General features: G+C 64.4%; 29 protein-coding genes. 15 read left to right on the top strand and 14 right to left on the bottom strand.

What is annotated here, in order from left to right; genetic code table 11:
• Positions 1 to 21: 21 nt before the first annotated feature.
• The 3 genes from FJV80_RS03705 to FJV80_RS34425 all read left to right on the top strand — a co-directional run bounded on the left by FJV80_RS03705 (position 22) and on the right by FJV80_RS34425 (position 4,218).
• The gene (locus tag FJV80_RS03705) at positions 22 to 1,557 is read left to right on the top strand and encodes a sigma-54 dependent transcriptional regulator (RefSeq protein WP_095787131.1); all 1,536 of its coding nucleotides are present in this window, start codon (positions 22 to 24) and stop codon (positions 1,555 to 1,557) included.
• A gap of 488 nt (positions 1,558 to 2,045) precedes the next feature.
• Positions 2,046 to 3,863 (top strand): DUF882 domain-containing protein, encoded by a 1,818-nt coding sequence (locus tag FJV80_RS03700; RefSeq protein WP_245318107.1) that lies wholly within the window; start codon positions 2,046 to 2,048, stop codon positions 3,861 to 3,863.
• A 178-nt stretch (positions 3,864 to 4,041) separates the two neighbouring features.
• A complete protein-coding gene (locus FJV80_RS34425; protein ID WP_185975130.1) occupies positions 4,042 to 4,218 on the top strand; it encodes a hypothetical protein in 177 nt (58 codons plus the stop codon).
• A 101-nt stretch (positions 4,219 to 4,319) separates the two neighbouring features.
• Here FJV80_RS34425 and FJV80_RS03695 read toward each other — a convergent pair whose 3' ends face one another.
• Positions 4,320 to 5,213: an AraC family transcriptional regulator gene (locus FJV80_RS03695; protein ID WP_142875577.1), complete on the bottom strand. Its 894-nt coding sequence runs from the start codon at positions 5,211 to 5,213 to the stop codon at positions 4,320 to 4,322.
• 130 nt (positions 5,214 to 5,343) lie between these two features.
• Between FJV80_RS03695 and FJV80_RS03690 the strand changes: the two genes are divergently transcribed.
• Entirely contained in the window at positions 5,344 to 6,093 is a 750-nt protein-coding gene (locus tag FJV80_RS03690) for an SDR family NAD(P)-dependent oxidoreductase (RefSeq protein WP_142875576.1), read from the top strand.
• An 11-nt stretch (positions 6,094 to 6,104) separates the two neighbouring features.
• Here FJV80_RS03690 and FJV80_RS03685 read toward each other — a convergent pair whose 3' ends face one another.
• Positions 6,105 to 6,743, bottom strand: coding sequence for a 2-dehydro-3-deoxy-phosphogluconate aldolase (locus tag FJV80_RS03685; RefSeq protein WP_142875575.1), 639 nt, complete (start codon positions 6,741 to 6,743; stop codon positions 6,105 to 6,107).
• Between the two features lie 191 nt (positions 6,744 to 6,934).
• Between FJV80_RS03685 and FJV80_RS03680 the strand changes: the two genes are divergently transcribed.
• From FJV80_RS03680 to FJV80_RS03665, 4 genes are all read left to right on the top strand, one after another.
• Positions 6,935 to 7,864: a rhodanese-related sulfurtransferase gene (locus tag FJV80_RS03680; protein WP_142875574.1), complete on the top strand. Its 930-nt coding sequence runs from the start codon at positions 6,935 to 6,937 to the stop codon at positions 7,862 to 7,864.
• Positions 7,865 to 7,980: 116 nt separating this feature from the next.
• Positions 7,981 to 8,721 (top strand): tellurite resistance TerB family protein, encoded by a 741-nt coding sequence (locus FJV80_RS03675; protein ID WP_142875573.1) that lies wholly within the window; start codon positions 7,981 to 7,983, stop codon positions 8,719 to 8,721.
• A gap of 124 nt (positions 8,722 to 8,845) precedes the next feature.
• Entirely contained in the window at positions 8,846 to 9,025 is a 180-nt protein-coding gene (locus tag FJV80_RS03670; protein WP_142875572.1) for a hypothetical protein, read from the top strand.
• A complete protein-coding gene (locus FJV80_RS03665) occupies positions 9,022 to 9,777 on the top strand; it encodes an SDR family oxidoreductase (RefSeq protein WP_010911332.1) in 756 nt (251 codons plus the stop codon). The genes FJV80_RS03670 and FJV80_RS03665 overlap by 4 nt, the downstream gene beginning before the upstream one ends.
• Positions 9,778 to 9,810: 33 nt before the next feature.
• On the opposite strand, the gene FJV80_RS03660 is transcribed toward FJV80_RS03665, so the two are convergent.
• Together FJV80_RS03660 and FJV80_RS03655 are read right to left on the bottom strand one after the other, a co-directional pair.
• Positions 9,811 to 10,185: a YciI family protein gene (locus FJV80_RS03660; protein ID WP_019861024.1), complete on the bottom strand. Its 375-nt coding sequence runs from the start codon at positions 10,183 to 10,185 to the stop codon at positions 9,811 to 9,813.
• A 153-nt stretch (positions 10,186 to 10,338) separates the two neighbouring features.
• Positions 10,339 to 11,523 carry a pyridoxal phosphate-dependent aminotransferase gene (locus FJV80_RS03655; protein WP_142875571.1) on the bottom strand — a complete coding sequence of 395 codons (1,185 nt, stop codon included), beginning with the start codon at positions 11,521 to 11,523 and terminating at the stop codon, positions 10,339 to 10,341.
• A gap of 83 nt (positions 11,524 to 11,606) precedes the next feature.
• Between FJV80_RS03655 and FJV80_RS03650 the strand changes: the two genes are divergently transcribed.
• The 4 genes from FJV80_RS03650 to denD all read left to right on the top strand — a co-directional run bounded on the left by FJV80_RS03650 (position 11,607) and on the right by denD (position 14,585).
• A complete protein-coding gene (locus FJV80_RS03650) occupies positions 11,607 to 12,293 on the top strand; it encodes a GNAT family protein (RefSeq protein WP_142875570.1) in 687 nt (228 codons plus the stop codon).
• Positions 12,294 to 12,325: 32 nt separating this feature from the next.
• Positions 12,326 to 13,303 carry a cation diffusion facilitator family transporter gene (locus FJV80_RS03645; RefSeq protein WP_095772622.1) on the top strand — a complete coding sequence of 326 codons (978 nt, stop codon included), beginning with the start codon at positions 12,326 to 12,328 and terminating at the stop codon, positions 13,301 to 13,303.
• 82 nt (positions 13,304 to 13,385) lie between these two features.
• Entirely contained in the window at positions 13,386 to 13,598 is a 213-nt protein-coding gene (locus FJV80_RS03640; protein WP_081295203.1) for a hypothetical protein, read from the top strand.
• Between the two features lie 12 nt (positions 13,599 to 13,610).
• Entirely contained in the window at positions 13,611 to 14,585 is a 975-nt protein-coding gene (denD, locus tag FJV80_RS03635) for a D-erythronate dehydrogenase (RefSeq protein WP_142875569.1), read from the top strand.
• A gap of 42 nt (positions 14,586 to 14,627) precedes the next feature.
• Here the strand turns inward: denD and FJV80_RS03630 are convergent, their stop codons facing one another.
• The 4 genes from FJV80_RS03630 to FJV80_RS03615 form a co-directional block, all read right to left on the bottom strand.
• Positions 14,628 to 15,869: a nickel/cobalt transporter gene (locus FJV80_RS03630; RefSeq protein WP_095786971.1), complete on the bottom strand. Its 1,242-nt coding sequence runs from the start codon at positions 15,867 to 15,869 to the stop codon at positions 14,628 to 14,630.
• Entirely contained in the window at positions 15,866 to 16,534 is a 669-nt protein-coding gene (locus FJV80_RS03625; protein ID WP_142875568.1) for a DUF1007 family protein, read from the bottom strand. Before FJV80_RS03625 ends, FJV80_RS03630 begins: the two co-directional genes overlap by 4 nt.
• Before the next feature lie 200 nt (positions 16,535 to 16,734).
• On the bottom strand, positions 16,735 to 17,634 hold the full coding sequence (locus FJV80_RS03620; RefSeq protein WP_095772626.1) for a LysR family transcriptional regulator: 900 nt from the start codon (positions 17,632 to 17,634) through the stop codon (positions 16,735 to 16,737).
• A gap of 3 nt (positions 17,635 to 17,637) precedes the next feature.
• The gene (locus FJV80_RS03615) at positions 17,638 to 18,834 is read right to left on the bottom strand and encodes an amidase (RefSeq protein ID WP_095786970.1); all 1,197 of its coding nucleotides are present in this window, start codon (positions 18,832 to 18,834) and stop codon (positions 17,638 to 17,640) included.
• Between the two features lie 541 nt (positions 18,835 to 19,375).
• Here FJV80_RS03615 and odc2 point away from each other — a divergent pair.
• Positions 19,376 to 20,509: an ornithine/lysine decarboxylase gene (gene odc2, locus FJV80_RS03610; RefSeq protein ID WP_095786969.1), complete on the top strand. Its 1,134-nt coding sequence runs from the start codon at positions 19,376 to 19,378 to the stop codon at positions 20,507 to 20,509.
• Between the two features lie 152 nt (positions 20,510 to 20,661).
• A complete protein-coding gene (locus tag FJV80_RS03605; RefSeq protein WP_095786968.1) occupies positions 20,662 to 21,231 on the top strand; it encodes an N-acetyltransferase in 570 nt (189 codons plus the stop codon).
• A gap of 87 nt (positions 21,232 to 21,318) precedes the next feature.
• On the opposite strand, the gene FJV80_RS03600 is transcribed toward FJV80_RS03605, so the two are convergent.
• The 4 genes from FJV80_RS03600 to FJV80_RS03585 all read right to left on the bottom strand — a co-directional run bounded on the left by FJV80_RS03600 (position 21,319) and on the right by FJV80_RS03585 (position 23,418).
• Entirely contained in the window at positions 21,319 to 21,603 is a 285-nt protein-coding gene (locus FJV80_RS03600) for an SCP2 sterol-binding domain-containing protein (RefSeq protein WP_019861010.1), read from the bottom strand.
• 182 nt (positions 21,604 to 21,785) lie between these two features.
• A complete protein-coding gene (locus FJV80_RS03595) occupies positions 21,786 to 22,322 on the bottom strand; it encodes a hypothetical protein (RefSeq protein ID WP_142875567.1) in 537 nt (178 codons plus the stop codon).
• 27 nt (positions 22,323 to 22,349) lie between these two features.
• A complete protein-coding gene (locus tag FJV80_RS03590) occupies positions 22,350 to 22,775 on the bottom strand; it encodes a hypothetical protein (protein WP_095786967.1) in 426 nt (141 codons plus the stop codon).
• A 13-nt stretch (positions 22,776 to 22,788) separates the two neighbouring features.
• The gene (locus FJV80_RS03585; protein ID WP_185975129.1) at positions 22,789 to 23,418 is read right to left on the bottom strand and encodes a rod-binding protein; all 630 of its coding nucleotides are present in this window, start codon (positions 23,416 to 23,418) and stop codon (positions 22,789 to 22,791) included.
• A 322-nt stretch (positions 23,419 to 23,740) separates the two neighbouring features.
• Between FJV80_RS03585 and FJV80_RS03580 the strand changes: the two genes are divergently transcribed.
• Complete coding sequence (locus FJV80_RS03580; RefSeq protein WP_142875690.1) at positions 23,741 to 24,781, top strand: aminopeptidase; 1,041 nt, start codon at positions 23,741 to 23,743, stop codon at positions 24,779 to 24,781.
• Positions 24,782 to 24,799: 18 nt separating this feature from the next.
• Here the strand turns inward: FJV80_RS03580 and FJV80_RS03575 are convergent, their stop codons facing one another.
• On the bottom strand, positions 24,800 to 25,315 hold the full coding sequence (locus FJV80_RS03575) for a GNAT family N-acetyltransferase (RefSeq protein WP_095792736.1): 516 nt from the start codon (positions 25,313 to 25,315) through the stop codon (positions 24,800 to 24,802).
• A gap of 125 nt (positions 25,316 to 25,440) precedes the next feature.
• Positions 25,441 to 25,824, bottom strand: coding sequence for a VOC family protein (locus FJV80_RS03570; RefSeq protein ID WP_142875566.1), 384 nt, complete (start codon positions 25,822 to 25,824; stop codon positions 25,441 to 25,443).
• Positions 25,825 to 25,884: the final 60 nt, after the last annotated feature.

The raw sequence follows: 25,884 nt of genomic DNA, 5'->3' as shown, positions 1-25,884 counted from the left end.
CGCGGGCAGTTCAAGACAGTCATGACAGGTTCCATACTCATAGTCGATGACGATCCCGTGCAGCGCCGGCTGCTCGAGGCGGCGGTGACGCGGTTCGGCCACACGGCAATCGTCGTCGACGGCGGCGAAGCCGGCCTCGCCGTGCTCGACGGGCCTGGCGACCGCGACATCGTGGTGGTGATCCTGGACCTGGTCATGCCCGGTCTCGACGGCATTGGCGTGCTGAAAGCCATGCGCGAACGCGACATCTCCGTCCCGGTCATCGTGCAGACCGCCCAGGGCGGCATCGAAACCGTGGTGTCGGCGATGCGCCACGGCGCCTTCGATTTCGTCGTCAAGCCGGCGTCGCCCGACAGGCTTCAGGCCTCGATCGCCAATGCGCTCAAGGTCGAGGCGGTCGAGGGCGAGGTCAAGCGCACGTCGCGCAAGCGCGGCGGATTGCTGACGTTCAGGGACATGATCACCCACAGCCCGGCCATGGACAGGGTGATACGCCTCGGACAGAAAGCGGCCGGATCCAACATCCCGATCCTGATCGAAGGCGAATCCGGCGTCGGCAAGGAACTGGTGGCGCGCGCCATTCAGGGCAGCGGCGACCGCCGCTCGAAACCCTTCGTCACCGTCAATTGCGGCGCCATTCCCGACAATCTGGTTGAATCGATCCTGTTTGGCCACGAGAAGGGCTCCTTCACCGGCGCCACCGACAAGCACACCGGCAAGTTCGTCGAAGCGCATTCGGGCACGCTGTTCCTCGACGAGATTGGCGACCTGCCGCTCGATGTGCAGGTCAAGCTGTTGCGCGCCGTGCAGGAGGGCGAGGTCGATCCGGTCGGCGGGCGTTCGACCGTCAAGGTCGACATCAGGCTGATCTCGGCGACGCATCGCAACCTCCTGCAGCAGGTCAAGGACGGCAAGTTCCGCGAGGACCTGTTCTACCGGCTCAACGTCTACCCGATCTTCGTGCCGCCGCTGCGCGACCGCCGAGACGACATTCCGCATCTGGTCGCGCATTTCATGGAGAAGGTGGCGCCCGCCGACCCGCGCCATCGCCTGCAAGGCATTTCGCCGGCAGCGCTTGCCGTGCTGGAGGCCTATGACTGGCCCGGCAACATAAGGCAGCTCGAAAACGCCGTGTTCCGCGCCTCGGTGCTGTGTGAAGGCGACGTGCTCGATGTCGATGATTTTCCGCAGATCCGCGCGCAGGTGGAAGGCACCGTCAATCTCGAAACGGACGACGTGGCACCTCGCCTGCCATCGCCTCCGGAGCTCCGCGATGAGGGGGGCCTGGTCGGCGATGCTGCTCCAGCCGACCAGCCGGATCGGCCGGCCCTGCTTCAGCCCAGATTCGGCACGCTGCGGGCGCTCGACGAACGCGGCAATGTGCGCGCGCTGGCCGATGTCGAACTGGAGATGATCAAGCTCGCCATCGACCATTACAACGGCCAGATGAGCGAAGTCGCGCGCCGCCTCGGCATCGGACGCTCGACGCTCTACCGCAAGCTCAAGGAATATGGCATCGACCCGGAGACGGGCCGTGTCGACCGCCTCGCTTCCTAAGGTGCGTTGATATTCAGGTGAGGCCGGCCTGACCTGAATCTCTCCACGCCTTGGGCGCGCCTGATCCCTTCCAAAACCGATCACGTTCCCGACGCAAGGCCGGGACCAGCTTGCAATGGCAGGATTGCGCCTCTATCGGGGTTTCGGCTGGAATATGGCATGCCTGTGGACAGCTCTGTTCACGCATTAACGCTAACGGTAACAGATCGTGTTCGGCCAAAGCCGGATTCCTGATCTAAACCAGCGGTTTACCAAGAAACCTTGTGAACGATTTTTGACGGGATATCGCCATGGTGTTACCGCATTTCGGCTTCAATAAGCGATGATTAACCATTAGGATCGATATTCGGATGTGAAAACGACACATCCGTTTGGGCAAATCCGGGGACAAACGGCAGCCTGCAAGGCCTTTTGATTTGAACAGAATCGAACGACTCACAAACGGGCGTCATGATCATTTGAGCGTCTGGCCGAGATGGCTGGCAGCGGTGATTGTCGCTTTTGGTTTTGTTGCCGCGGCGGCCACCGGCGCCAGCGCCGAAACACGTTCGCTGAAGCTCTATCACCTGCACACGCACGAAAAGGCCGAGATCGTCTACAAGCGCAACGGCCGCTACGTTCCCGAGGGCCTGCGCAAGATCAACATCATCCTGCGCGACTGGCGCCGCAATGAGCCGACCAAGATGGATCCGCGCTTGCTGGACCTGGTCTGGGAGGCCTATCGCGAAAGCGGCGCCACCGACTATATCCAGGTGGTGTGCGGCTACCGTTCGCCGGCGACCAACTCGATGCTGCGCAGCCGCAGCCGCGGTGTCGCCGAGAAGAGCCAGCATATGCTCGGCAAGGCGATGGATTTCTACATTCCCGGCGTGCCGCTGAAGAAGCTGCGCAACATCGGCCTGAAGATGCAGGGCGGTGGCGTCGGCTTCTATCCGACCTCCGGTTCGCCGTTCGTCCATATGGATGTCGGCAATGTGCGCCACTGGCCCGGCATCAGCCGCCAGGAACTGGTCAGCCTGTTCCCCAACGGCAAGACGCTGCATGTGCCGAGCGACGGCCGGCCGCTGCCTGGCTATGAGCAGGCGATGGCCGCCTACAAGGCACGCAAGGGTGCTGGTACGCCCAATGTCGAGCTTGCGAGCGCAGGCGGCAGCGGCAAGAAATCCGGCGGCTTCCTTTCCGCTTTCTTCGGCGGTGGCGGCGACGACGAAGCCGACGACAGCGCGGATGTCGAGACCGCTTCGGCCGCTCCCGCGCCCAAGCCCAGAAGCCTGAAGCCGGCGGCGACCGCCAAGAGCGGCAACCTGCCGGGCATCGCCATCGTGGCGCCCGAGAATGCGCAGCGCGCCAACGTTCCGCAGATTGCCGACGAACAGGCACCGGCACCGGACCCGGAAAAGGATACGCCGGAGACGATCATCGCCGCCTTGCCGGCCAAGGAGATTCCGCTGCCCGATTTCGCGCCGAGGCCAAAGGCCGATGTCGGGGCGCAGCCCGAGAACGTTCCGTTCGCCATGGCGGACGCGACGACGACCACCGAACAGGCCGTGGCGACCGCGCAGGCGCCGGCGAACATGCCGTTCGGCAAGGCTGACCCCGCGGCGCTCGCTGCGGCTGCCGCCGCCGATCCGGCGCAGGTTGCCGTCAACAACATCCCCGTGCCGACATGGCGGCCCGAACGCACGCTGCCGGCGGATCTGGCGCCGCCGCCCAGCAAGGATGTGCTGATGGCGCTGGCGGATACGGCCGAACAGGAGAAGACCGCGACTGATGCGTTCTCGGTGCTGCCCTCGGCACGGCCCGAGCCGGCCAAGCCGGACGCCGTCAAGGCCGTGCTCGACGAGGCCAACGCCCAGGTCGGCAATGCCGACCAATATCAGGTTGCGTCGCTCTCCGAAGAGCCGCGCTCGGCCTTCAACGATCCGTCTTACGTCGATGTCGCATCGCCGCGCCAGGCCGTTGCCGCCCGTCCGGCCGGTTCCGATCCGGCCGCAGCGATCGGCGCCGGCGTGAAGACAACCCGCAAAGAAGCCAGGGCCACCGCCCGCGACCAGAAGCCGGGCCCCAGGGCCATGGTGGTCGCCGCGGCGCCCCAGGCCGCCCGCTGGGCGCTGACCAGCGGCGACAACGTCGCCACCGTTTCGAGCGCGACGACGGCGCCGGGCTACGCCTACAATATCGTGCATACGCCGCCGAGCGAGGTCTATACGGCTGGCTTCCAGACCGACGCCCAGGCGCCGGACCCCAGCCGCTTCACCGGCAATGCCGTCAAGTTCCTGTCGGTCGCCCGCTTCCAGACGAAGTAGCGGCTGGCCAGATACAGCAAACGCCGCGCTGGGCAACCCGCGCGGCTTTTTGCTTTTCAGGTTGCGGCAGATGCGATGCCGTGATGCTGGGCATTACACGCGGCTGAACTTCTCGTGAGGCCGGAACGGCACCCTCATTTCCGGGTTAGTGTGCGTGCGTTCCAACCTGAGGATATTCATGAGGAAGATTCTACTGGCGTCAGTTCTGGCATTGGTTGCAGCATCTGCCGCGATCGCTCCATCGCAAGCCGAAACCGTGATCATCAAGAATGGCAAGCATCACTGCAGGACCAGGCTGGTCACGCATTGGGTGCACCATCACAGGGTGACCGAGAAGGTCAGGGTCTGCCACTGATCCGGAACAGATAGGATCCGGGAGAATTGGCCCGGTCGGCGGGAGTCGGCCGGGCCTTTTTCGTGCCAGCTGATGCAGCGCGTACGTCCTGGTTGCGAGCCTTAGTCGATTTCCAGCGTGGCGGCCTCGCCCCTGGCCAGAAGCCGTGCGGCGTCACGCGCCGGCGGCAATCCGAAATGGCGCGCATATTCCCGGCTGAACTGGGATGTGCTTTCATAGCCGACGGCAAAGGCGACACGCGCGGCGCTGCCTGGCTCCGCGATCAGCAGATGGCGCGCCTCCAGCAGCCGGACCTGCTTCTGGTACTGGATCGGGCTCATGGCGGTTGCCGCCTTGAAGTGGCGGTGAAACGAAGCGTTGCTCATATGTGCGAGCGCCGCCAGCTCCGTCACATCGATAGGCTCGTTGTAGTGCGATCGTATCCAGGCGGTGGCGCGGCGGATCTGCGACAGGCGGCCGTCAGCGCGCGCGAGCTGGCGCAGTTTCGCGCCTTGCGGGCCCTGCAGCAGGCGGAACGCGATCTCGCGTTCGAGCATGGGCGCGAGCACCGGAATTTCGGCCGGACGGTCGAGCAGCCGCAGCATGCGGCGCCAGGCATCGAGCAGTTCGTCATCCACCCGGTTGGTCACGAAGTTGTCGCCGTCGACCGCCGGCTTGTGGTCGATAAGCAGGCTGGCGATCAATCCGACATCGAGGGCGAAGGCGATGGCCATGTAAGGAAAGGCGCTGCTCGCCTCGATCAGCTGGCTGGTGGCGGGAGTCTCCACCGCATAGACGAAATAGCTGCCGGCGCCGTAGCGGAGCGTGCGGTCGCCGATCAGCACTGTCTTGGCGCCTTGCAGAACGAACAGCACCGTCGGCTGACAAAGCTCGGGCAGCGGCGCGGTTGGAACCTCGCTGCGGCCGATCGTGACCCGCGGGATGGCCGTCCTTGTGCGCCGCCCATGCGCATGGCGGCCGGCGATCGCGATCAGTTCCTGCAAGGCGTCTTCCATGTCTTCAGCATTGCCGATCCACGCAGGCCGCGCAACCAGTTGAGAGGATCAGGCAAGAGGACGCGAGTATCCGGCGCGCCAAATCGCCCGACGCACGTCATGTCTGGGGTTCAAAGAAGGAGATGTGGACATGACGACGAAAACGAATGCGCTGATCACCGGGGCCAACAAGGGCATCGGCCTCGAAACCGCTCGTCGGCTGGCAGCCATGGGGTGCAAGGTCTGGCTCGGCGCCCGCGATGCAGAGCGCGGGGAGGCCGCGGCAAGGGCGTTGCGCAATGAAGGGCTCGACGTCGAATGGCTCGCTCTCGACGTCGCCAGCGACGACAGCGTGGCGGCGGCGGCCAGAACGTTGACGGCGCGGGTCTCCAGCCTCGACGTGCTGGTCAACAATGCCGGCATTGCCCCAGGTTATGTTGACGCGCTCGGACCTGACGGCCGCTACGAACGGCCGCCAAGCCGAGAGAACGTTGAGGATATGAAGGCCGCCTTTGACGTCAACGTCTTCGGACCGGTTCGCGTCACCCAGACCTTCCTGCCGCTGCTCCTGGCAGCGCCCGCCGCCCGTATCGTCATGGTCAGCAGCTATCTCGGCTCGATCGCGCGCGCCGCCGGCAACAGCCCGTCGCCCAATGTCATGGGCTATGGCAGCTCGAAGACAGCGCTCAATGCCGTCACCGTGGCCTTCGCCCGGGAGCTGTCGCCGCGCGGCATCATGATCAACGCCGCCGCTCCCGGCTACACCGCGACGGACCTCAATGCGCACAGAGGCGGCCGTACGGTGCAGCAGGCCGCCGGGGTCATCGTGCAGCTGGCGACGCTGGAGGCCGGCGGACCGACCGGCGGCTATTTCGACGAGAACGGTCCGTTGCCCTGGTGAGCCGGGACCGACTATTTCCTGAGCTGGCTGGCAGCGCGTGCGAGCGCTTCGATCTCGTCCCACTTGCCGGCCTTGACCATGTCGTCGGGCGCGACCCAGGAGCCGCCGACACAGATGACGTTGGGCAGGCTGAGGTAGTCGGCGGCGTTCTTGCCGGTGATGCCGCCGGTCGGGCAGAATTTGACGTCGGCCAGAGGCGAGGCGAAAGCCTTCAGCGAGGCGATGCCGCCGGACTGTTCGGCTGGGAAGAATTTCAGGAAGCGCAGGCCCGCCTCGCGCGCGGCCATGATTTCGCCGGGCGTGATGGCACCGGGCAGCAGCGGAACCTCGCTGTCGGCGGCGGCCGCCAGAAGCTCGCGCGTGATGCCGGGGCTGACGATGAAGCGGGAGCCGGCGCTGGCGGCCTCGTCGAACTGCCTGCTGTCCAGAATGGTGCCGGCGCCGACAATGGCTTCCTCGACTTCGGCCGCCACCCGTCGGATCGCTTCCAGCGCATCGGCGGTCCGCAGTGTGATCTCGATCGCCGGCAGGCCGCCGCGTGCCAGGGCACGGGCCAACGGCACCGCATTGGCGACATCATTGATCTTCAGCACCGGGATGACCAGCTGGCCGTCGAGGAGCGACAGGAGTTTTTCGGTCTTGCTGGGCATCTGTCTCTCCATTGCCAAGGGGTGATTTCAACCGATTAGCAGACGGGTGTTTGCCTGTCCACGAAACCGGTCGCGTCGCGATGTCACGCGCCACCGGACAGCTTACCGGCTCTTTCCCGACAGGGCCATGACAGGCGCCGAAGCCGGTTTCGCCTTGAATCGGCTTTTACGAGCGTCTAGTTGCTCTGGCAATGACACTGTCCGCTCCATCCCAGCCTGTCCGCGTCGCCGCGCTCTACCGGTTTGCCCGGCTCGACGCCTTCGAGAGGCTGCGCGCGCCGCTCGCGGCCTTCTGCTGCGGACGCGGCATCAAGGGCACGCTGCTTCTGGCGCATGAGGGCATCAACGGCACCGTCGCCGGCAGCGAAGCAGCGATCGCCGAGCTCATCGACCATATCGAGGCCATCGACGGGCTGGCAGGGCTCGAGATCAAATACAGCGCAGCCACGGACATGCCTTTCCATCGCATGAAGGTGCGGCTGAAGCGCGAGATCGTCACCATGGGCGTCGAGGACATCGACCCGGCGACAAGCGCCGGAACCTATGTCGCGCCCGCCGACTGGAACGCGCTGATTTCCGAGCCCGACACGATCGTGATCGACACGCGCAATGCCTACGAGGTTTCTATCGGCACCTTCCAGGGCGCGGTCGATCCGGCCACCGCGAGTTTTCGCGAATTCCCGGCCTGGGTGGAAGCGCACCGGGCGGAACTCGAGGGCCGCAAGGTGGCGATGTTCTGCACCGGCGGCATTCGCTGCGAAAAAGCGACCGCCTACGTGAAATCGCTCGGCTTCGAGGATGTGTTCCATCTCAAGGGCGGCATCCTCAAATACCTCGAGGAGGTTCCGGCCGAGCAGAGCCTGTGGCAAGGCGAGTGCTTCGTCTTCGACGAGCGGGTTTCGGTGTCGCACGGTCTCGCCGAGGGTGACGCGCAACTCTGTCGTGCCTGCCGCCATCCGCTGACGGCAAGTGAGTTGGCATCGCCCAGATATGCCGCAGGCATTTCTTGCCCGCATTGCTTCGACGCTCGTACCGACGAGGACCGTCAGCGCTACGCCGAGCGCCAGCGGCAGGTCGAGCTTGCGCAGGCGCGGGGCAAGGGGCCGCATATCGGGTCCTGATCCGGGAGAGCGAGCCCGGCAAGCGGCGGCCTGTCATTGCAATGTCAGGTTTCGGGACCTACGTCTTCGGCGTTCGAAACCTGCCCGTTCGGCCGGGCACATGCTGGAGGCACTGAATGTTCGATCCCAAGAAGCTTCTCGACGATCTGCTCGGTTCGCAAATTCCCGGCACCAGCGGCACCGTTCGCGACAAGGCGGGCCAGGCTGTGCAGATGGCCAAGGACAACCCGCTGGCAGCGGGTGCGCTTGCCGCCGTGCTGCTTGGAACAGGGGCCGGCCGCGAGGTGACAGGTGCGGCGGTGAAGCTCGGCGGCCTGGCCGCGATCGGCGGCCTTGCCTACAAGGCCTACCAGAACTACAAGGCCGGCAACGCACCGGAGCAGGCGCCCTCCGCCGGCGAACCGGAATTGCTGCCGCCGCCCAAAGACACCGCCTTCCATCCGTCACAGGCGCCGCAGGGCGAGGATGAATTCACGCTGACCCTGGTGCGGGCGATGATCTCGGCGGCCAAGGCCGACGGTCATGTCGACGACGAGGAGCGCAAGAAGATCGCCGGCAAGCTCAGCCTTTCGGCGATCGGCTCCGATGCCGAGAAATTCCTGATGGCGGAGCTGGAAAGCCCGCTCGACCTCGACGCGCTGGTGGCGCAGGCCAAGACCGACGCGCAGAAGCTCGAACTCTACACGGCATCGCGTCTCACCATCGATCCCGACACGCGCGCCGAGCGCGGCTATCTCGACCTGCTTGCCGGCCGGCTCGGCCTGCCGGACGCGCTGGTCGACCATGTCGAGGCGACGGTTTCGGCAGTCAAGGTTCCCGCAACAACGGCCGGGACTTCGCCCAATCCACGCTGGTAGGGTCAGATCGGGACAGGCCGTCTTTCCGGCGTTAACCTTTCGTTAACTCAGGAAGCGCATGATTCTACACAGTCGGATCGGCTTTTCCTCCTCCCAAGCCCGGTTCAGATCAGGGCGGTCGCCAATGACCGCCCTTTTTGTCGGTCCACGCCGCGGCGTGCTCCGCAAATCGAGCGGCATTTTTCAAGGCATGTTCGTGCGGGTCCGCTTGCCATCGCTGCCGTCATTTGCGATGCCTTCTGCCGAGCCAAATCCTGAAAATCAGTCGGGCACGCTCGGCGCTGCCGGAGGACATCAGCCATGACCGAGGAAAGAACCGCCATCGTCACCGGCGCCGGCACGGGCATCGGCAAGAGCGTCGCCACGGCGCTGCTCAAGGCCGGCTGGAACACGGTGTTCTGTGGCCGCCGCAAGGCGGTGCTGGATGCCGCGATCGTCGAGGCCGGCCGGACCGAGGCCAAGGCACTGGCGGTCGCCTGCGACATCAGCAAGGCCGGCGAGGTCGACGATCTGTTCGAGACGGTGGCGGAAGCCTTCGGTCGCGTCGACCTGCTCTTCAACAATGCCGGCATGGGTTACAAGTCGACGCCGATCGACGAGATCCCGGTCGAAGTGTGGAACGATATTGTCGGCGTCAATCTCACCGGTTCGTTCCTGTGCGCCCGCGCCGCCTTCGGTGCTATGCGCAAGCAGCGGCCGATGGGCGGGCGCATCATCAACAATGGTTCGGTGTCGGCCTATGCGCCGCGCCCGGGCTCGGTGCCCTATACGGCGACCAAGCATGCCATCACCGGGCTGACCAAGACGCTGGCGCTCGACGGCCGTCCCTACGACATCGCCTGCGGCCAGATCGACATCGGCAATGCGCTGACCGACATGGCGCAGCCGATGACCGTCGGCGTGCCGCAGGCCAATGGCTCGATCGCCGCTGAAGCGGTGATGGATGTCCAGCACGTCGCCGATGCCGTCGTCCACATGGCCAGCCTGCCGCTCGAGGCGAACGTGCTGTTCATGACCGTGATGGCAACCAAGATGCCGTTCGTCGGGCGTGGGTGAGCAGCCGACGCTGGCAGGGCCTCCGCCGCCGACTTATTTGCCCGCCAGCGGTGCGCCGGGCTTGAAAAGCAGAATGGGCCTGATCTCGTAAACGGCGGTCGGATTGACACGGCGAAGGTCGCGGGCGATCGCGATGGCCTCGTCCCGCGTGGCGCAGTCGACGACATAGAGGCCAAGCAATTGTTCCTTGGTCTCGGCGAAAGGGCCGTCGATGACCACGCCGTCGCCTGGGCCGCGCAGGGTGAAGGCATCCTGCGTCGCCCCCAGACGCGCGGACGGTCCAAGTGTGCCTTCCTCACGAAGCCTTGTGTTGATCTTCAGCAGCTCGGCCATCAGTGCCGCATCTTCCTGCGGCGTCAGCGCCTTGATCGCATCTTCCACGTGATAGGCAAGGATTGCATAGAACATCCGAGGAACCTCACTCCGATCCTGATCGTTGGACGGTAACCGTTCCCGACATGCACGCACAGTCTTGGCCGCGAGCCTGCCGACGGATCATGACACCGACATGCCGGCCGGCCGCAGACCATCCGGGAAAGGAGCTCCGGCCTACCTCGAAGCTCACTTGGCCAGGAACGCCCCGATCCGTTCCAGCGCGCGCAAGATGTTCTCCTCGGAGTTGGCGTAGGAGAGCCTGACATAGCCTTCGCCGAGAATGCCGAAATCAGGGCCGCCGATCAGCGCCACGCCGGCGTCGTCGAGCAGCGCGGAGGCGAGCTTCTTTGCCTTCCAGCCGGTCTTCGAGACATTGGGGAAGGCGTAGAACGCGCCCTTTGGCGTGATACAGGAAATGTTGGGCAAGGCGTTCAGCCCCTCGACCACGACCTTCCGGCGGCGGTCGAAGGCGCCCATCATTTTGTCGACGTCATCCTGCGGGCCGTCGATGGCCGCGATGCCGGCGAACTGGCTCGGCGCGTTGACGCAGGACCAGCAATTGACCGCCAGCTTCCGCACCTTGTCGTAGAGATGGGCGCCCTTGTCGCCATTCGGCCAGATCGACCAGCCCATGCGCCAGCCGGTCATCGCCCAGGTCTTGGACCAGCCATTGAGCACGATCAGCCGGTCGCGGATTTCGGGGAAGCCGAGCAGCGAGCAGTGCGTCTCGCCGTCATAGGTCATGACGTCGTAGATCTCGTCGGAGAGGATGGCGACATCAGGGTGCTTCTCCAGTCCCTTGACCAGCTTCTCGATCTCGGCGCGCGGCGTGACGCCGCCGGTCGGGTTGGCCGGCGAGTTGAGGATCAAGAGCCTGGTCTTGGACGTGATCAGTGCCAACGTTTCCTCGGCCGAAAAGGCAAAGCCGTTTTCCTCGCGCATCGGCACGGGAACGGGTGCGGCACCGGTGAATTCGATCATCGAGCGGTAGATGGGAAAGCCGGGGTCGGGATAGAGTATCTCGGCGCCGGGTTCGCCGAACATCAGGATGGCGGCGAACATGGTCGGCTTGCCGCCGGGCAGGATCATCACCGTCTCGGGCGAGACCTCGATGCCGGTGGTGGTCAGCGTGCGCCGCACCACCGCCTCGCGCGTCGCCAGAAGCCCGTTGGCGGGCGTGTAGCCGTGGTGGCCGTCGCGCAGCGCCTTGATCGCGGCCTCGACGATGTGCTGCGGCGTCTTGAAGTCGGGCTGGCCGATGCCGAGATTGACGATGTCGCGGCCCTGTTGGGCCAATGCGGTCGCCCGCGCCAGCACCGCGAAGGCATTTTCCTCGCCGAGACGGTCGAAGGCCGAAATCGTGTGGAGCATTTTTCCCGTCCGTGTGGTTCTTACTGTGGGGTTGCGTTTTTGTGAGCTTCGGCCCGCAAAAGTCAAACGGATTGGAGTCTTCGGTGTCGGAAAATCTCAAAGATTGGCAACCGCGTCCGCGACCCGAGCGCAAGGCGATCGACGGCCGCTATGTCAGGCTCGAACCGCTGAGCGCCGCAAAGCACGGTGACGGGCTCTATGAGGCCTCTTCCGTGTCCGATGTCGACGGCCGCTTCGCCTGGCTGCCCGACTATCCGCCGGAAACCCGCCCCGCCTTCCAACCCTGGCTGGACAAGGTCGAGGCGAGCGAAGACCCGCTGTTCTTTGCCGTCATCGACAAGGCCAGCGGCAAGGTCGCCGGCCGCCAGACATTGATGCGCATCGATCCCGCCTACGGCGTCATCGAGATCGGCAACATCTATTGGGGGCCGCTGATCTCGCGCAAGCCGGGCGCAACGGAAGCGCAGTTCCTGTTCATGAAATACATCTTCGACGAACTCGGCTACCGCCGCTACGAATGGAAGTGCAACAATCGCAACGAACCCTCGAAGCGGGCCGCGGAACGGTTCGGCTTCAAGTTCGAAGGCATTTTCCGCCAGCATCTCATCGTCAAGGGTGAAAACCGCGATACTGCATGGTATTCGATTATCGACAAGGAATGGCCGGCCCTGCGCAAAGCCTATGTAGCGTGGCTCGACCCGGCCAATTTCGACGGCGCCGGCCAGCAGAAGCGACGGCTTGAGGATTGTCGCGCGGAATTCGGCGCTTAAGTCCGGCTTGGGGCGCATGACAGGAGCTGCCATTGGCGAATTCCCACGACCATAGCGGCCATGATCGCGGCGCGGCCGTCCATGTGCATGGCACGACCGACAAGAAGCGTGTGCTGATCGCCGCCTGCCTGACGGCGGGCTTCATGGTGGCCGAGGCGCTTGGCGGTCTCTTCACCGGTTCGCTGGCGCTGCTGGCGGATGCCGGCCACATGCTTGCCGACGCCATCGCGCTCGGCCTTGCCTGGTATGCCTTCCATCTTGCCGGGCGGCCGGCGACCGTCCGCCTCACCTATGGCTTCGGCCGGGTCAAGACGCTGGTCGCCTACACCAACGGCATCGCCATCTTCGTCATCGCGCTGTGGATCGTCTACGAGGCCTGGCAGCGCCTGCTCACACCGGCGCCGGTGCTGGGCGGACCGATGCTGGTGGTGGCGATCCTCGGCCTGCTGGTCAATATCGGCTCCTTCCTGGTGCTGCATGGCGGCGACCACGAAAGTCTCAACATGCGCGGCGCCATCCTGCATGTGCTGGGCGACCTGCTCGGTTCGGCGGCGGCAATCGTGGCGGCGCTGGTTATCCTGGCGACCGGCTGGACGCCGATCGACCCGATCCTGTCCGTGCTGGTCTCGCTGCTGATCCTGTCGACGGCCTGGTCGCTGATGCGCGCCGCCGCCCACGTGCTGCTCGAAGGCGTGCCGCCAACCCTCGACCGCGATCTTATCGCAAGGGACCTGGAAACCACGATCCAGGGCGTGCGCGAAGTACACCATATGCATGTCTGGTCGATCGATGGATCGAGCAACATGGCGACGCTGCACGCCTGCCTCGATGAGGGCGTCGATGCGCACAAGGCGGTCAGCGCCGTCAAGAAGCGGCTTGCCAGCGAGCACGGCATCAGCCATGCCACCGTGGAACCGGAATTCGGCCAATGCGCCGACGAGGCCGACGACCACGATCATGAGCATGAGCATGAGCATGATGCGACCGCGCATCACAGCCACCATCACTAGGTCCGGTCGGTAACCGGCCCTGCCTCAGGAGTTCCACAGCTTTGAAAGCCAGTCCTACGAATGCTTGCTGTCCCGGTGCGGCATGATGGATCGCGACACCAGGAATGCCGCCATCGCCGCGCTGTGGATCATGCTCCTTTTCGGTATCGCGGCGTTCTACCTGCCGACCGTGATGCTGGCACTGGGCAGCCTTTCGACCGTGCTCGCCGGCATATTCGGCATTGTCTTCGTGCTGGCGTTTTTTCTCGTGTTCTGGCTGCGCGCGCGCAGCCAGCGCAAAAATCAGGGCAAGTAAGGGAATTTTGACATGCGCATTCTGATCACCGGCGCCGCGGGCATGGTCGGCCGCAAGCTCATCGCCCGGCTGGCCAAGGACGGCACGCTGCGCGGCAAGACGATCACCGCGCTCGATCTGCACGACATCGTGCCGCCCCATGCCCCGACCATGGAAGGCGTCAGCATCGGCACCCACACCGGCGACCTCGCGGAGGCGGGCCCCGCCGAAAGCCTCGTCGCGTCGCGCCCCGATGTCGTCTTTCATCTCGCCGGCATCGTGTCGGGCGAGGCGGAAGCGAATTTCGAACTTGGCTACCGCGTCAATCTCGACGGCACGCGGGCGCTGTTCGACGCCATCCGGCTGGCGGGTTTTGCGCCGCGTGTGGTCTTCACCTCGTCGATCGCCGTCTTCGGCGCGCCGTTCCCGGATGTCATTCCCGATGACTTCCATCCGACGCCGCTGACCTCCTACGGCACGCAGAAGCAGATGAGCGAGGCATTGCTCGCCGACTATACCAGGCGCGGCTTCTTCGACGGCATCGGCATCCGCCTGCCCACCATCTGCGTGCGGCCCGGCAAGCCGAACAAGGCGGCCTCCGGTTTCTTCTCCGGCATCATCCGCGAGCCGTTGAGCGGGCATGAGGCGATCCTGCCGGTGCCACGCTCGGTCGTGCACACCCATGCCAGCCCGCGCTCGGCGGTGAATTTCCTGATCCATGCAGCCGAGATCGACGGCGCCACTGTGGGGCCGCGCCGCAACCTGACGATGCCGGGCGTCGCCGTCACCGTCGGCGAGCAGATCGAGGCGCTGGAGCGCATCGCCGGGCCGAAGACGGCAGGCCTGATCCGCGAGGTGCCGGACGCGACGATCTGGGCGATCGTCAAGGGCTGGCCGACCCGCTTCGAGGCGAAGCGGTCACGGGAACTCGGCTTCAGCGCCGAGAAGAGCTTTGACGAGATCATCCGCGCGCATATCGAGGATGAACTGGGCGGGAAGATTGGTTAGGAATTTGCCGGCCCCATCCCACTTCAATGGGATAGGACAGACCTAGACGCTGCCCGTCAGGCTGGCCGACAGCAGCAGCAATCCGAACAGGAACACGAAGGCAGCGCCGCCGATCTCGACGATCGAATGGATGCGGTTGCCCATGCGGCCGTCGCCGGCGAAATACACCGCCCAGTTCTTGGCGGTCACCGCGATCGTCGCCAGCGCCGAGACGGTGATGGCGGTTCCGATCGACATCGCCAGCACCGACAGCAGGCCGCCGAGCCAGAGCCCGTTGAGCAGCGCGAAGCTCAGCACGATCAGCGCGCCGGAGCAGGGGCGGATGCCGACGGCCGCTACCGCCGACCAGGCGGTGCGCCAGTCGAAACGGTCGCCCGAAAGCAGCGCCGGATCGGGCGCATGCGAGTGGCCGCAGGTTTCGCAGACCTCGCCCGCGGCGTGATCGTGATGCGCATGGTCATGATGATGCGCATGGTCGTGCGCGCCATGGTCGTGATGGTGGTCATGCGCGGCGTGGTCGTGATGGTCGTGCGAATGGTCATGGTCGTGGTCGCCTTGCCCATGAAGCGCGTGTGAATGGCCGTGCGCCGAATGGCTGTGCGCGGCATGCGAATGGCCGGCGTGGGAATGACCCGCGTGAGAATGCCCATTGTGCGCATGACCCGCATGCGAATGGCCGGCGTGCGCCGCCGACAGGCTGTAGGCGGGCGCCCTGCCGAACAGGCGCAGGATGGACGGGCCGAGCTTGCGCCACAGCAGCCAGGCGCCGAACAGGGTGACGAAGACAAAGCTCATGATCTCCATGAACCAGGCCGCGTCGGTCATCGAGATCGTGGTGCCGCGCAGGACGAAATAGGCGACCGCCATCACGGCGACCGCCGTCAGGCCCTGGAGCAGCGCCGAGACGAAGGACAACAGGATGCCGCGCCGCAGCGCCACTTCATTGGCCACCATGTAGGACGAGATCACCGCCTTGCCGTGGCCGGGGCCGGCGGCATGGAAAATGCCATAGGCGAAGGACAGGCCGACGAGCAGCCAGAGCTTGCTGTTGTCCTGGCGCATCGCCTTCATGGCCGTTGCCAGCGCGCGGTAGAATTCCTGTTGCCGCAGGTTGATCCACATCAGTATGTGGGCGAACGGACCGGTGGTGGGGGCCATGCCGTCATTGACGCCGATGCCGAGCGAGGACTGGGCATGCGCGGCGTTGGCGAAATGCATCGCGGCAAAGGTGAGGGCCAACAGGCCGAATGCCAAACGCAGGGACGGTTTCGTCACTGGCTTCATCCTTCTGGCTGACAGGTCAGTTCGAGCTTGGTGGCGAAGATCTTACTCATGTCGGTGCCTGTCGGATCGTTGAAGAAGGCATCCGTCAGGGTCTTCTGGTTTTCCTTGATCGCTTCGTCCGGATCCGGCCGCACGACCTTGCTGGTGCAGTTCGGCGGCAGGCCTTCGACCGTGATGTTGGAATCCTCGGTGAAGTCGATCGCCGTGTAGAAGGTCGGGTCGTAGACGCCGATATCGATTTTGCCGGTCAGCTTGATCGGCGCCTTCGGCTCGGACTCGAACAGGATGATCAACTGGTCGTTGTCGAAATTGGCCATCAGATGCGGCGGTGGCGTCATCGCCACGTCCTTGCCGTCCTGCGTGACGAGCTGGAAATAGTTGAACTCGGCGAGCGAGGCATGAACGGTGTCGGCGACCTCCTTCAGCTCCTTGTCGTCAAGCTTCAGGTCGGAATTCTTGTCGAACTCCATCATCACGGTACTCGAAAACAGGTCGTCGAAGCGCCAGAGATGACGCAGCGCTTTCACACTTTGGTGATCCGGGGACAAGATGACATCCAGGCGTGCCTCGGCGAAGACGTGCGGATGCACGTAAGCCGGCTCCGTCGAGGCAAAGGTCGCCGCCAGGGCCGAACCCAGTATGATTGCGTGCCGTTTGAGCTGCATTCCCGGTCGCGATTCCCTTGGCCTTGGAGAGGAACCGAAAGTTACCAGAAAGGGGGCGAAAGTGGGACCGCCGGTGCGTGTCACCCAAAAGTGCGTGGCGGTTTTGGGATTTATGACACGCACAAACCCAAAGCGTGTCAGCCAAAAGTGCGTGGCGGCTTTGGAACTACGACACGCACGCAACAGAAGCCCTGGACAGGTCAAGCGACCTCACGCGTCTTGAACCACTGCACCAGGAAGTCGACGAAAACACGGACCTTGGCCGGCAGATAGCGGCGGTGCGGGTAGACGGCGAAGATGCCGCCGCCGGACAGGATACGGTCGTCGAGCACTGTCACCAGCCGGCCGCTGGCAAGATCGGGCCCGGCGATGAAATCCGGCAGGACGCAAAATCCGAGACCCGACACGGCGGCGGCGCGCGCCGCCATCGGGCTGTTGACCTCGATCGGACCTGACACGGCGACGCTCAGCTGATCGTTGTTGTCGCCCTTGAACGGCCAGTTGTTCAGCCCGCGGCCATTGGTGTCGACGATGCAGGGCATGTGGCCGAGATCCTGCGGCCGCGTCGGCATGCCATGCTTGGCGATCAGTTCGGGAGAAGCGCAGAGTTTTATCGAAAACGGCGCCAGGCGTCTCGCGATCAGCGACGAATTCTCCAGGCGTGAGATGCGCACGGCGAGATCGAAACCTTCCTCGACGAGGTCGACGAAGCGGTCGTCGAGCTGAATGTCGAGCACGATGTCGGGGTGCTGCTTGGCGAAGTCGATCAGCGATTGGCCGATCGGCGCGTCGGCAAAGGTGCGCGGTGCCGACACCTTGATCCTGCCGCGCACGTCGCCGGAGGATTCGCGCACGGCGTCCGCCAGGCTGTCGACCTCGCGCACGATCTCCGAGGCGCGCCGGTAATAGGTATGGCCGGCCTCGGTCATCGAGAACTGGCGCGTCGTGCGGTTCAGCAGCAGCGCGCCGAGTTCGTCTTCCAGCTCGCGCACATATTTCGACAGCAGCGCCTTGGAGCGGCCGATCTTGCGCGCCGCCGCCGAAAAGCCCTCGGCCTCGACGACGTCGATGAAGGCGCGCATGCGGGTCAGGGTGTCCATGGTTCAGGCCTTTTGTGCTGCGTCGAGAAGTTTTCGGCCGAGCCGTATCAGGGCAATGTCGCTGCCGGAAGGGCCAAGCAGCGAAAGCCCGAACGGTGCACCGGCGACCGAGCCGATGGGCAAGGTGATCTGTGGAAAGCCGGAAAGCCCGGCGAGGCACAGAAGATGCAGGGCGCGCTCGCGATAGGCCTGGAACTGCTCCGGCGTCGAGTCGACATAGGGCGCCGGACCCGGCACGGTCGGCAGCACAAGGAAGCCGTCCTTGCCGAGCAGGGCGCTGAGTTCACCGCGGAAGGTCAGCCGGCGCACGTTTTCGGCCTGCGCCGTGCGGTCATCGACGGCGCGGCCGAAGCCGAAACGCTCCTCGACGCCGGGACCAAGGTCGCGTTCGCCGCTGGTGATCCATTCGCCATGCACCCCCCACGCTTCCCTGGCCTGCAGCCGACGAAAGCACCAGTAGAGTTCATCAGGGGAAGAGCTGAAGCGCGTGGTGGAGGTCGCCGGCGTACCGAAAACCGCACCCGCCAGTGCCTTCATCCTGGCATATTCGGCAAGGGCGGGGCCAGCGACCATCTCGTCCAGCCAGGTGAGCGATATCGGGCGGTCCAGCGAATGCTGGTGCGGGTCGCGGCCAAGCAGCAGCTTGCCGACGGTCTCGTAGGTCTCGATGTCGTCGGCGAACCAGCCGAACGTGTCGAAGCTTGGCGCCAGCTTCATGGCGCCATCGAGCGCGATGCGGCCATGCGTGGTGCGCAACCCGATCAGGCCGCAAAAACTCGCCGGCGCGCGGATCGAGCCGCCGGTGTCGGAGCCGGTGGCGATGTCGGCCAGCCCGCCAGCCACAGCCGCTGCCGATCCGGACGACGAGCCGCCGGTGACGCGGTCGGGCGCCGCCGGGTTCACCGGAAAGGGAAAATGCGCGTTCTGGCCGAACAGCGCGAAAGCCAGTTCGTCGGTCTGCGTCTTGCCGACGAAGCGCGCGCCAGCATCCAGAATCATCTGTACGGCCGGCGCCGTGCTCGAGGCGGCATTGCTTTCGGCGAATTTCCTGGAATTGCCGCAGCCGGTACGGTAGCCGGCGACGTCGTAGATGTCCTTGACAGCCAGCCGCAGGCCGGCGAGCGGGCCGAGGTTGGCATGGGCCACCGGTATCTGGCGAAGATCGAGGAAGGCGTTGTAGGGGCCGTGCGTGCCTGTCATCGTTCGATATCCGGATACGGTTGCACCTACATTGTTCGATGCCGGAAATTTTACAACCTGCGATACGATTTTTATTGATTGTGAAATCCTTCGCCCCTATATCGCGCTTGCCCAAAGTCGCACGTGCCTGTGGGTGTCCGCCGATCCTCGAATGGTGAGGGAAATCGGTAAGGTAACTGGAGCCAACCCCTCCAGTCGGTTTAGCGGCCAACCGCCAGACCGAGGACACCTTGAAGCAACGACGGTGCGGGCCTTTCTGGTTCTCTGCCGGTTGTCCAAAGACCGGGGTTACTGAAGAGGCACACCTTCATTGCCTGCAGTGCGGAACGGGGTTCTCCCAATCCAAGCCAAGGCAGACAAAGCGGACCGAAGCCGGGCAAGGCCGAGGTTCATCGCCGCGAGACGGCGTTTCATGGTTCCGGGGTCTCCACCGGCTGGTTCCATGGATTTTCCGTCCCGCCTTTGTCCACCGCGTGTTCGCGAGGCCGACAGCCCGCGTCCGCACCCTTGTGCGCGCCGAAAGGCGTGTTTGGAGAACCCGATGGCTACCCAGCGCATCCTCGATTTCCTCGCCACCCGACGTCCGTCCGGCCCTTGCCTCGTCGTCGACCTCGATGTCGTGCGCGACAATTTCCGCGCCTTCGAGAAGGCGCTGCCCGATTCCAAGATCTACTATGCGGTGAAAGCAAACCCGGCGCCGGAAATCCTGCGCCTCCTTGCTGCGATGGGCTCGTCCTTCGACACCGCTTCCGTTGCCGAAGTCGAGATGGCGATGGACGCGGGTGCGCCCGCGGACCGCATCTCCTTCGGCAACACCATCAAGAAGGAGCGTGACATCGCACGCGCCTACCAGCTCGGCATCCGGCTGTTCGCGGTCGACTGCGTCGAGGAGGTCGAGAAGATCGCCCGCGTCGCTCCCGGCGCGCGCGTGTTTTGCCGCGTGCTGACCGACGGCGAAGGCGCCGAGTGGCCGCTGTCGCGCAAGTTCGGCTGCGTGCCCGCCATGGCCGTCGACGTGCTGCGCCATGCCAAGGCGCTCGGCCTCGACGCCTATGGCGTGTCGTTCCACGTCGGCTCGCAGCAGACCGACCTGACCGCCTGGGACCGTGCGCTGGCCGACGCCAAGAAGGTGTTCGCGACGCTGGCCGAGGAAGGCATCGTCTTGAAGATGGTCAACATGGGCGGCGGTTTCCCGACGCGCTATTTGCGTGACGTGCCGGCGGCCCAGGCCTATGGCCAGGCGATCTTCTCGGCGCTGCGCAAGCATTTCGGCAATGCCATTCCCGAAACCATCATCGAGCCGGGCCGTGGCATGGTCGGCAATGCCGGCGTCATCAAGTCGGAAGTCGTGCTGATCTCGAAGAAGGCCGACAATGACAATGTGCGCTGGGTGTTCCTCGACATCGGCAAGTTCGGCGGTCTGGCCGAGACCATGGACGAGGCGATCCGCTATCCCCTCGTCACCCGCCATGACGGCTCGGAGACCGCGCCTTGCGTGCTCGCCGGCCCGACCTGCGATTCGGCCGACGTGATGTACGAGAAGACGCCGTATCCACTGCCCCTGTCGCTGACGATCGGCGATGAGGTGCTGATCGAAGGCACCGGTGCCTACACGACCACCTACTCGGCGGTCGCCTTCAACGGCTTCGAACCTCTCCGATCCTACGTGATCTGACGGTTCTTTATTTGGCGCATTTTCGGACGGCGAACCGGATACCACCTCGCCTGAAAATGCGCTGAGAGCCGATCAGATCATCCCAGGTGGGCGCTTGCCGCCCGCCCGGGCTCGCTTGTGGAACAGATCTCCGCTTGCCAGGGATTGCGGAAATGGAAATGTCAGTTGAAATCGTAGCTCATGCGCCGGCCTTCTCCATGGTCGCCGAAACCGTCGCCGACGTAGCGGCACGCGAAGCCTTGCTCGATCGTGCCATGGGGCCGATGCGGCGGAAAAAATCGTCGGAGAAGCTGCGGCGTGGCCGCCGGCCCTCGGAAGGCCTGGCTTTCGTCGCGCGCGACGCGTCGGGCGGCGTCGCCGGCACGGTGCGGCTGTGGGATGTCAGGTTGGGCGAGGGCGGCCCGCCGGCATTGCTGCTTGGCCCGCTCGCCGTCGATCCGTCACTCAAGAATGCCGGCATCGGCTCGGCGCTGATGCGCCACGCCGTGGCCGAGGCGGCGCGTCTCGGTCACGCGGCGATCCTGCTGGTCGGCGATGCGCCCTATTACGGACGCTTCGGTTTCTCGGCCGACAAGACGGGCCGGCTGGCGATGCCAGGCCCCTATGAGCGGCATCGCCTGCTGGCGCTGGAACTGGTGGACGGTGCGCTCGACGGCGTGCACGGCACGCTGAAGGCCTGCGGCCGCAAGCTGAAGGCCCAGGCGCCGACACTGGCCGCCTGAGGAATCGACCACGCTATTCCTCAAACATAACGCCGCCTGAAGCGGCGGCGTTTTACGATCCATTGACGACCGGGTAATCGTGTGTGTTCAGCCAATCAACTGGCTGAGCGCCATGGCCACCGTCATATCGCCTTCGACTTTGATCTTGCCGGTCATGAACGCCATGGTCGGGTTCAGGTCGCCGGCGATCAGTGAATCGAGATCGTCGAGCGAGAGCTTGATGGTGCAGTCGGTGGGGGCATCGGTGTTCGAGACGGTTGCGCCGTCGATGACGATGACGCCGTCGCCGCCGGTGTCGAACTTCACGGAACGATCAAACCCGCTGCTGGCCACGCGCGACTTGATCTTCTCGGCAATCTCCTGAACGCTCACGCTGTTCTCCCTGTCTGGTTGCACCTGTCGCGCAGGGCATTTCGGTCTGGCCGAAGTCCATGCGGCATCTCTGGCGATCACGGTCGCTGCCGCATATAGCTTCTGGTTGACGTTTACGTCAACGCAAATCCTGGAGGCTGGTTCCTATCGCCGCACCAGGTAGCCTGTCGGGGCACCGGTGGTCAGTGGGCTGGCGGCGCGTCCGCTTCGGGCGGCTTGACGGTCCCGGCAGCCGCGGTGTCGGAATCCTGCCGACGGCGTAGCCAGTTGTCGCGGATCTCGTCCTTGCTCAGGAAATTGACCTGATCGATCAGAACCTCATGCACCAGGTTCGCGCCGACGCGGGCATTGACGGTGTCGCGAATGGCGGCGCGAAAGGCATCCAGGTCGATCGTCGCCTTCTTGGTGAAGTCGATCTGGGGATTGGCGTAGAGGTAGCTGTAGACCTGGTCGGTAATGAGCGCTTCGGCCGGAATCGACAGTTTCTTTATCTGCTCCGGTTCGACGGTATAGACGAGCTTGGCCAGGAAATAGCCGCCGATCTTGGAATCGCGGATCAGCGGCACCGAAATGACGTCGGTCTTGACGTAGTCCAGCCCGCCCAGCATCGGCTTGGGTTTCTCGCCGACACCGCGTTCACCGGCTGCCTGGAACGAATAGAAGACGGCGCCGAGCGTGGCGGCGCAGACCCAGACCGCGATGGCGATGATCTTGATCATTCAGAGCCCGAGCCCGAGATCATCGCGCTAACCTTTCATCCGGCCGAACTCGCCGGCGGAGTAGGTGCCGTCGGTTTCGGCGCGCTGGATGGCGCTGCGCAGCAGGCCGGCGACCTCATTGACGGCGCTCAGATGCGCCAGGATCGCCGCCTCGTTCTTCGCCAGTTTCTGGCGCAGCCGGGTCAGGCCCTCGCGGTGCTGTTCGAGGAACTCGGCTTCGCTGCCGCCCTTCATGGCGCGGGTCAGCTCGTAGAGATAGCGGCTCTTGCGGGCGTTCGACGCCTTGAGATCATAGCCGGTATCGCTGCGGATGCCGGCGGTCTCTTCCTCGACCACCTCCTCGATGCGGCCGATGATGGCGGCAAGGTTTCCGGGCCGCGCGAACGGGATCGGAGCCTCCGACGCGGTCGTGCGCGCCGGCAGGTTGGCAGTGAATTCGGAAGAATCGGCCATGGTGTTTCCCAGTCTAGATCTTGATGTCTGTTTTTATGGTTGTCTCGTCGCCGGTCATCGACCTGGCGGCCTTGCGCTGCAATTCCTGGACGAGCGAGCTGGACAGACGGGTCTGCTGATCGATCTCGGCCTTTTCCGGTCCGTTTGAAACCGGGCCGATCGGCACCTTGCGCTTGCCGTCCATATAGTGGTCGGCAAGCAGCGACTTGGCGATGCCGATGCCGCCGCGCTCGGCCATCACGTCGGCAACGCGCTCGGCGAGCTGCGACTTCCACATGTCGCCGGCCAGACCCGTGCCATAGACGCCCTCCGTGTCCTTGGGCAGCATGTTCTGAATGAAGGTCTGCAAGACCATCGCCTCGAACTTCTTGAATTTCTTGGCCGGATCGGCTGTCGCCGCCGCCTTGTCAGCCGTGGCGCGCGACAGAATCGAGCCGGCGTCGACCGACGCCGCGGTATCCAGCGAACCGGAGGTGTCGACCGAAAAGGCACCGGCCGCGCCACCCGCGCGCCTGGTCAGCGCGGCACGGGCAGCCTCGATATCCATCGGATCGGCAGCTCGGGCGACATCCATAACGATGTCGCTGGGTGGAGAAATCGCCAAGAAAGTCCGCCTTTTACCGGTTTTCCTTGGCCAGACCATGCCTCAACAAGCTTGTGGCAGGCTTGCGCGAGGGGAGGGCGCGGAATGTGGGGTAGAGACGAGGTGTCGGCTTCGGGCCGGAAGCGGGCATCCGCCGCCGTTCTCGAATGACCGCGGCAGCCCGCAAGCTGACGACAGCCAGGGGGACACGGCACGCCGTAGGCGAATGGCCGCATCGCCAATCCTGCCAACGTCGAAAGTCCGGCCCGCTGCCCCTGTACATCTTGACGGGAATTGGTGCGCCTGTTTGAGAACGGGATCGAGACATTTGCTGCATGGGAGATGGGCAAGCGGTGGGCAAACAGTGAAGCGCGTTCTTCGAATGCTTGCCGCTGTGATTGTGGCGTCCGGCCTGGCCGGGTGCACCAGCATTTCCTACTACGCGCAGTCGGTGGAGGGCCACGTGCAGATCATGGCCGCGCGGAAAAATGTCGGAAGGCTCATCCGTGATCCCTCGACGCCCGAGGCATTGCGCGCCAAATTGACGTCGGCCAGCGCCATACGCCGCTTTGCCACGGAAGAACTGGCGCTGCCCGACAACAGCAGCTATCGCAGCTATTTCGACATCGGCCGGGCCGATGTGACCCTTGCCGTTTTTGCCGCGCCGCGATTCTCGCTTACGCCGATAACATGGTGCTTTCCGGTCTTCGGCTGCGTTCCGTACCGGGGTTACTTTTCCCGCAAATCAGCGGTTGAAAGCGCCGCCGAACTGCAGCGGCAAGGACTGGACGTTTATGTGTCAGGCGTCACCGCCTACTCCACGCTGGGCTGGTTCAGCGACCCGCTGCTCAGCACCATGCTGCGTCAGGACGACACCTATATCGCCAGCCTTGTCTTTCATGAGCTGGCGCATCAGAAAATCTATGTGAACAACGACTCCGCGTTCAACGAGGCTTTCGCGGTAGCCGTCGAAACCAGCGGTGTGAGGAAATGGCTCCGCGCCATGGGAAATCGCGCCGGATTGCGCCGCTACGAAACGAACCGCAAGCGCCAGGCGGATTTTCTCGGACTGATCGCGAAAACGCGGGATGAGTTGCGGCAGGTCTATGGAAGTCCCCGCGCCCCTGAGCAGATGGCGGCTGCCAAGGCAGCCACGATCGACAGGCTGCGGATGCGCTACCGACAGATGCGCGACAAAAGCTGGGCCGGATACCGGGGATACGATGCCTGGTTCGATGCCCCGATCAACAATGCAAAGCTCGCCGCGACTGCCGTCTACGGTGAACAGGTTCCGGCGTTCCTTCATCTGTTCGATTTGTGTTCCGGCGACTATCCAAGGTTCTACGCTGCTGTCCGCCGGATCGCGGATTTGCACGAACCCTCCCGTGCCGAAGCGCTTAAGGCTGCGAATACCTGCAATTGAATCGAGCAAGCACGGGACCTAGCGGTCGCTCGTCGACAGTGGCGATCCGATATCCGCGTCGAGTGCGAAACGCTCGCAGCGCTCGCCATCGGACTCATCGATGAAGCTCTCGATATGCCTGAAGCCGAGCTTCGCCAATATCCGCAGCGACGCGAAATTGCGCGCCGCCGCCTCGGCCGTCACCTGTTCAAGCGCCAGGGTTTCAAAGGCGTAGCGCAGGACTTCGCGCACCGCCTCGCTACCCAGCCCGTGCCCCCAATGCGCGCGTGCCAGCACAAATCCCAATGCGGCTGCCTTGGCATCGGTTGCGCCGAAGGTCAGGGTTATCGTCCCGATCGCGTCCGATACTCCCGTCTGGTCCATCGACCACTGGATCGCCTTGCCGTCGGCGAACCGCTGACGCGAGCGGGCCAACCATCGCTCGCCCGCGCTTATGTCGCCGGGAATGGGATCACCGGCGAGGGAGGCGGATTCGACATCCGTCGCGCGCGCAAACCATGCCGGGACATCCCTTTCGCTGGGCGCCCGAAGCACGAGCCTTGGTGTCATGAGTTTGGGAAATCGGACTGCTTCCATGGGGGCATTTTCGACCCGAGGCGGCGCCAATGCAACGGCGCGGGCAGGCCGCGACCGGCATGGTGGCGAAAGCGTACCGTTGCTTATGGGACTTCGCAGAGTTCCAGCGGCAATCCATCCGGGTCGCTGAAGAAGGTAAACCGTTGATCTGTATATGGGTCGATGCGGATTGGCTCAACGGCGACGCCGGCGGCTTCCAGGCGCATGATTACGGGATCGAGATTGGCCACGGCAAATGCCAGATGCCTCAGGCCCGTCGCCTCTGGATAGGACGGCCTCGTCACTGGGGCGGGGAAGGAGAACAATTCCAGCTGGACGGACCCGATCCGCAGATCGGCCTTCCATGACTGTCGCTCCTCCCGATAGACCTCCCGGATCAGATCGAGGCCGAGGAGATCGACGTAGAACCGTCGCGACCGGTCGTAGTCGGTGCAGATGAGCGCGACGTGGTGAATGGCGTTCAGCATGTCGTGAACTCTAGCGAAGCTTGGATTCGAGGCCAAGGTCACCAGCGGGCACGAAGCACT

The organism is Mesorhizobium sp. WSM4310 (assembly GCF_007003935.1).
Lineage (GTDB): Bacteria > Pseudomonadota > Alphaproteobacteria > Rhizobiales > Rhizobiaceae > Mesorhizobium.
This window is presented reverse-complemented; position numbering and strand designations above follow the sequence as displayed.

What these genes read in the sequence shown, in the direction of transcription:
- FJV80_RS03705 (WP_095787131.1), top strand. Translation starts at nt 22, where the DNA reads ATGACAGGTTCCATACTCATAGTCGATGACGATCCCGTGCAGCGCCGG.
- FJV80_RS34425 (WP_185975130.1), top strand. Translation starts at nt 4,042, where the DNA reads ATGAGGAAGATTCTACTGGCGTCAGTTCTGGCATTGGTTGCAGCATCT.
- FJV80_RS03695 (WP_142875577.1), bottom strand. Translation starts at nt 5,213, where the DNA reads ATGGAAGACGCCTTGCAGGAACTGATCGCGATCGCCGGCCGCCATGCG.
- FJV80_RS03690 (WP_142875576.1), top strand. Translation starts at nt 5,344, where the DNA reads ATGACGACGAAAACGAATGCGCTGATCACCGGGGCCAACAAGGGCATC.
- FJV80_RS03685 (WP_142875575.1), bottom strand. Translation starts at nt 6,743, where the DNA reads ATGCCCAGCAAGACCGAAAAACTCCTGTCGCTCCTCGACGGCCAGCTG.
- FJV80_RS03680 (WP_142875574.1), top strand. Translation starts at nt 6,935, where the DNA reads ATGACACTGTCCGCTCCATCCCAGCCTGTCCGCGTCGCCGCGCTCTAC.
- FJV80_RS03675 (WP_142875573.1), top strand. Translation starts at nt 7,981, where the DNA reads ATGTTCGATCCCAAGAAGCTTCTCGACGATCTGCTCGGTTCGCAAATT.
- FJV80_RS03670 (WP_142875572.1), top strand. Translation starts at nt 8,846, where the DNA reads ATGACCGCCCTTTTTGTCGGTCCACGCCGCGGCGTGCTCCGCAAATCG.
- FJV80_RS03665 (WP_010911332.1), top strand. Translation starts at nt 9,022, where the DNA reads ATGACCGAGGAAAGAACCGCCATCGTCACCGGCGCCGGCACGGGCATC.
- FJV80_RS03660 (WP_019861024.1), bottom strand. Translation starts at nt 10,185, where the DNA reads ATGTTCTATGCAATCCTTGCCTATCACGTGGAAGATGCGATCAAGGCG.
- FJV80_RS03655 (WP_142875571.1), bottom strand. Translation starts at nt 11,523, where the DNA reads ATGCTCCACACGATTTCGGCCTTCGACCGTCTCGGCGAGGAAAATGCC.
- FJV80_RS03640 (WP_081295203.1), top strand. Translation starts at nt 13,386, where the DNA reads ATGATGGATCGCGACACCAGGAATGCCGCCATCGCCGCGCTGTGGATC.
- denD (WP_142875569.1), top strand. Translation starts at nt 13,611, where the DNA reads ATGCGCATTCTGATCACCGGCGCCGCGGGCATGGTCGGCCGCAAGCTC.
- FJV80_RS03630 (WP_095786971.1), bottom strand. Translation starts at nt 15,869, where the DNA reads ATGAAGCCAGTGACGAAACCGTCCCTGCGTTTGGCATTCGGCCTGTTG.
- FJV80_RS03625 (WP_142875568.1), bottom strand. Translation starts at nt 16,534, where the DNA reads ATGCAGCTCAAACGGCACGCAATCATACTGGGTTCGGCCCTGGCGGCG.
- FJV80_RS03620 (WP_095772626.1), bottom strand. Translation starts at nt 17,634, where the DNA reads ATGGACACCCTGACCCGCATGCGCGCCTTCATCGACGTCGTCGAGGCC.
- FJV80_RS03615 (WP_095786970.1), bottom strand. Translation starts at nt 18,834, where the DNA reads ATGACAGGCACGCACGGCCCCTACAACGCCTTCCTCGATCTTCGCCAG.
- odc2 (WP_095786969.1), top strand. Translation starts at nt 19,376, where the DNA reads ATGGCTACCCAGCGCATCCTCGATTTCCTCGCCACCCGACGTCCGTCC.
- FJV80_RS03605 (WP_095786968.1), top strand. Translation starts at nt 20,662, where the DNA reads ATGGAAATGTCAGTTGAAATCGTAGCTCATGCGCCGGCCTTCTCCATG.
- FJV80_RS03595 (WP_142875567.1), bottom strand. Translation starts at nt 22,322, where the DNA reads ATGATCAAGATCATCGCCATCGCGGTCTGGGTCTGCGCCGCCACGCTC.
- FJV80_RS03590 (WP_095786967.1), bottom strand. Translation starts at nt 22,775, where the DNA reads ATGGCCGATTCTTCCGAATTCACTGCCAACCTGCCGGCGCGCACGACC.
- FJV80_RS03585 (WP_185975129.1), bottom strand. Translation starts at nt 23,418, where the DNA reads ATGGTCTGGCCAAGGAAAACCGGTAAAAGGCGGACTTTCTTGGCGATT.
- FJV80_RS03580 (WP_142875690.1), top strand. Translation starts at nt 23,741, where the DNA reads ATGCTTGCCGCTGTGATTGTGGCGTCCGGCCTGGCCGGGTGCACCAGC.
- FJV80_RS03570 (WP_142875566.1), bottom strand. Translation starts at nt 25,824, where the DNA reads ATGCTGAACGCCATTCACCACGTCGCGCTCATCTGCACCGACTACGAC.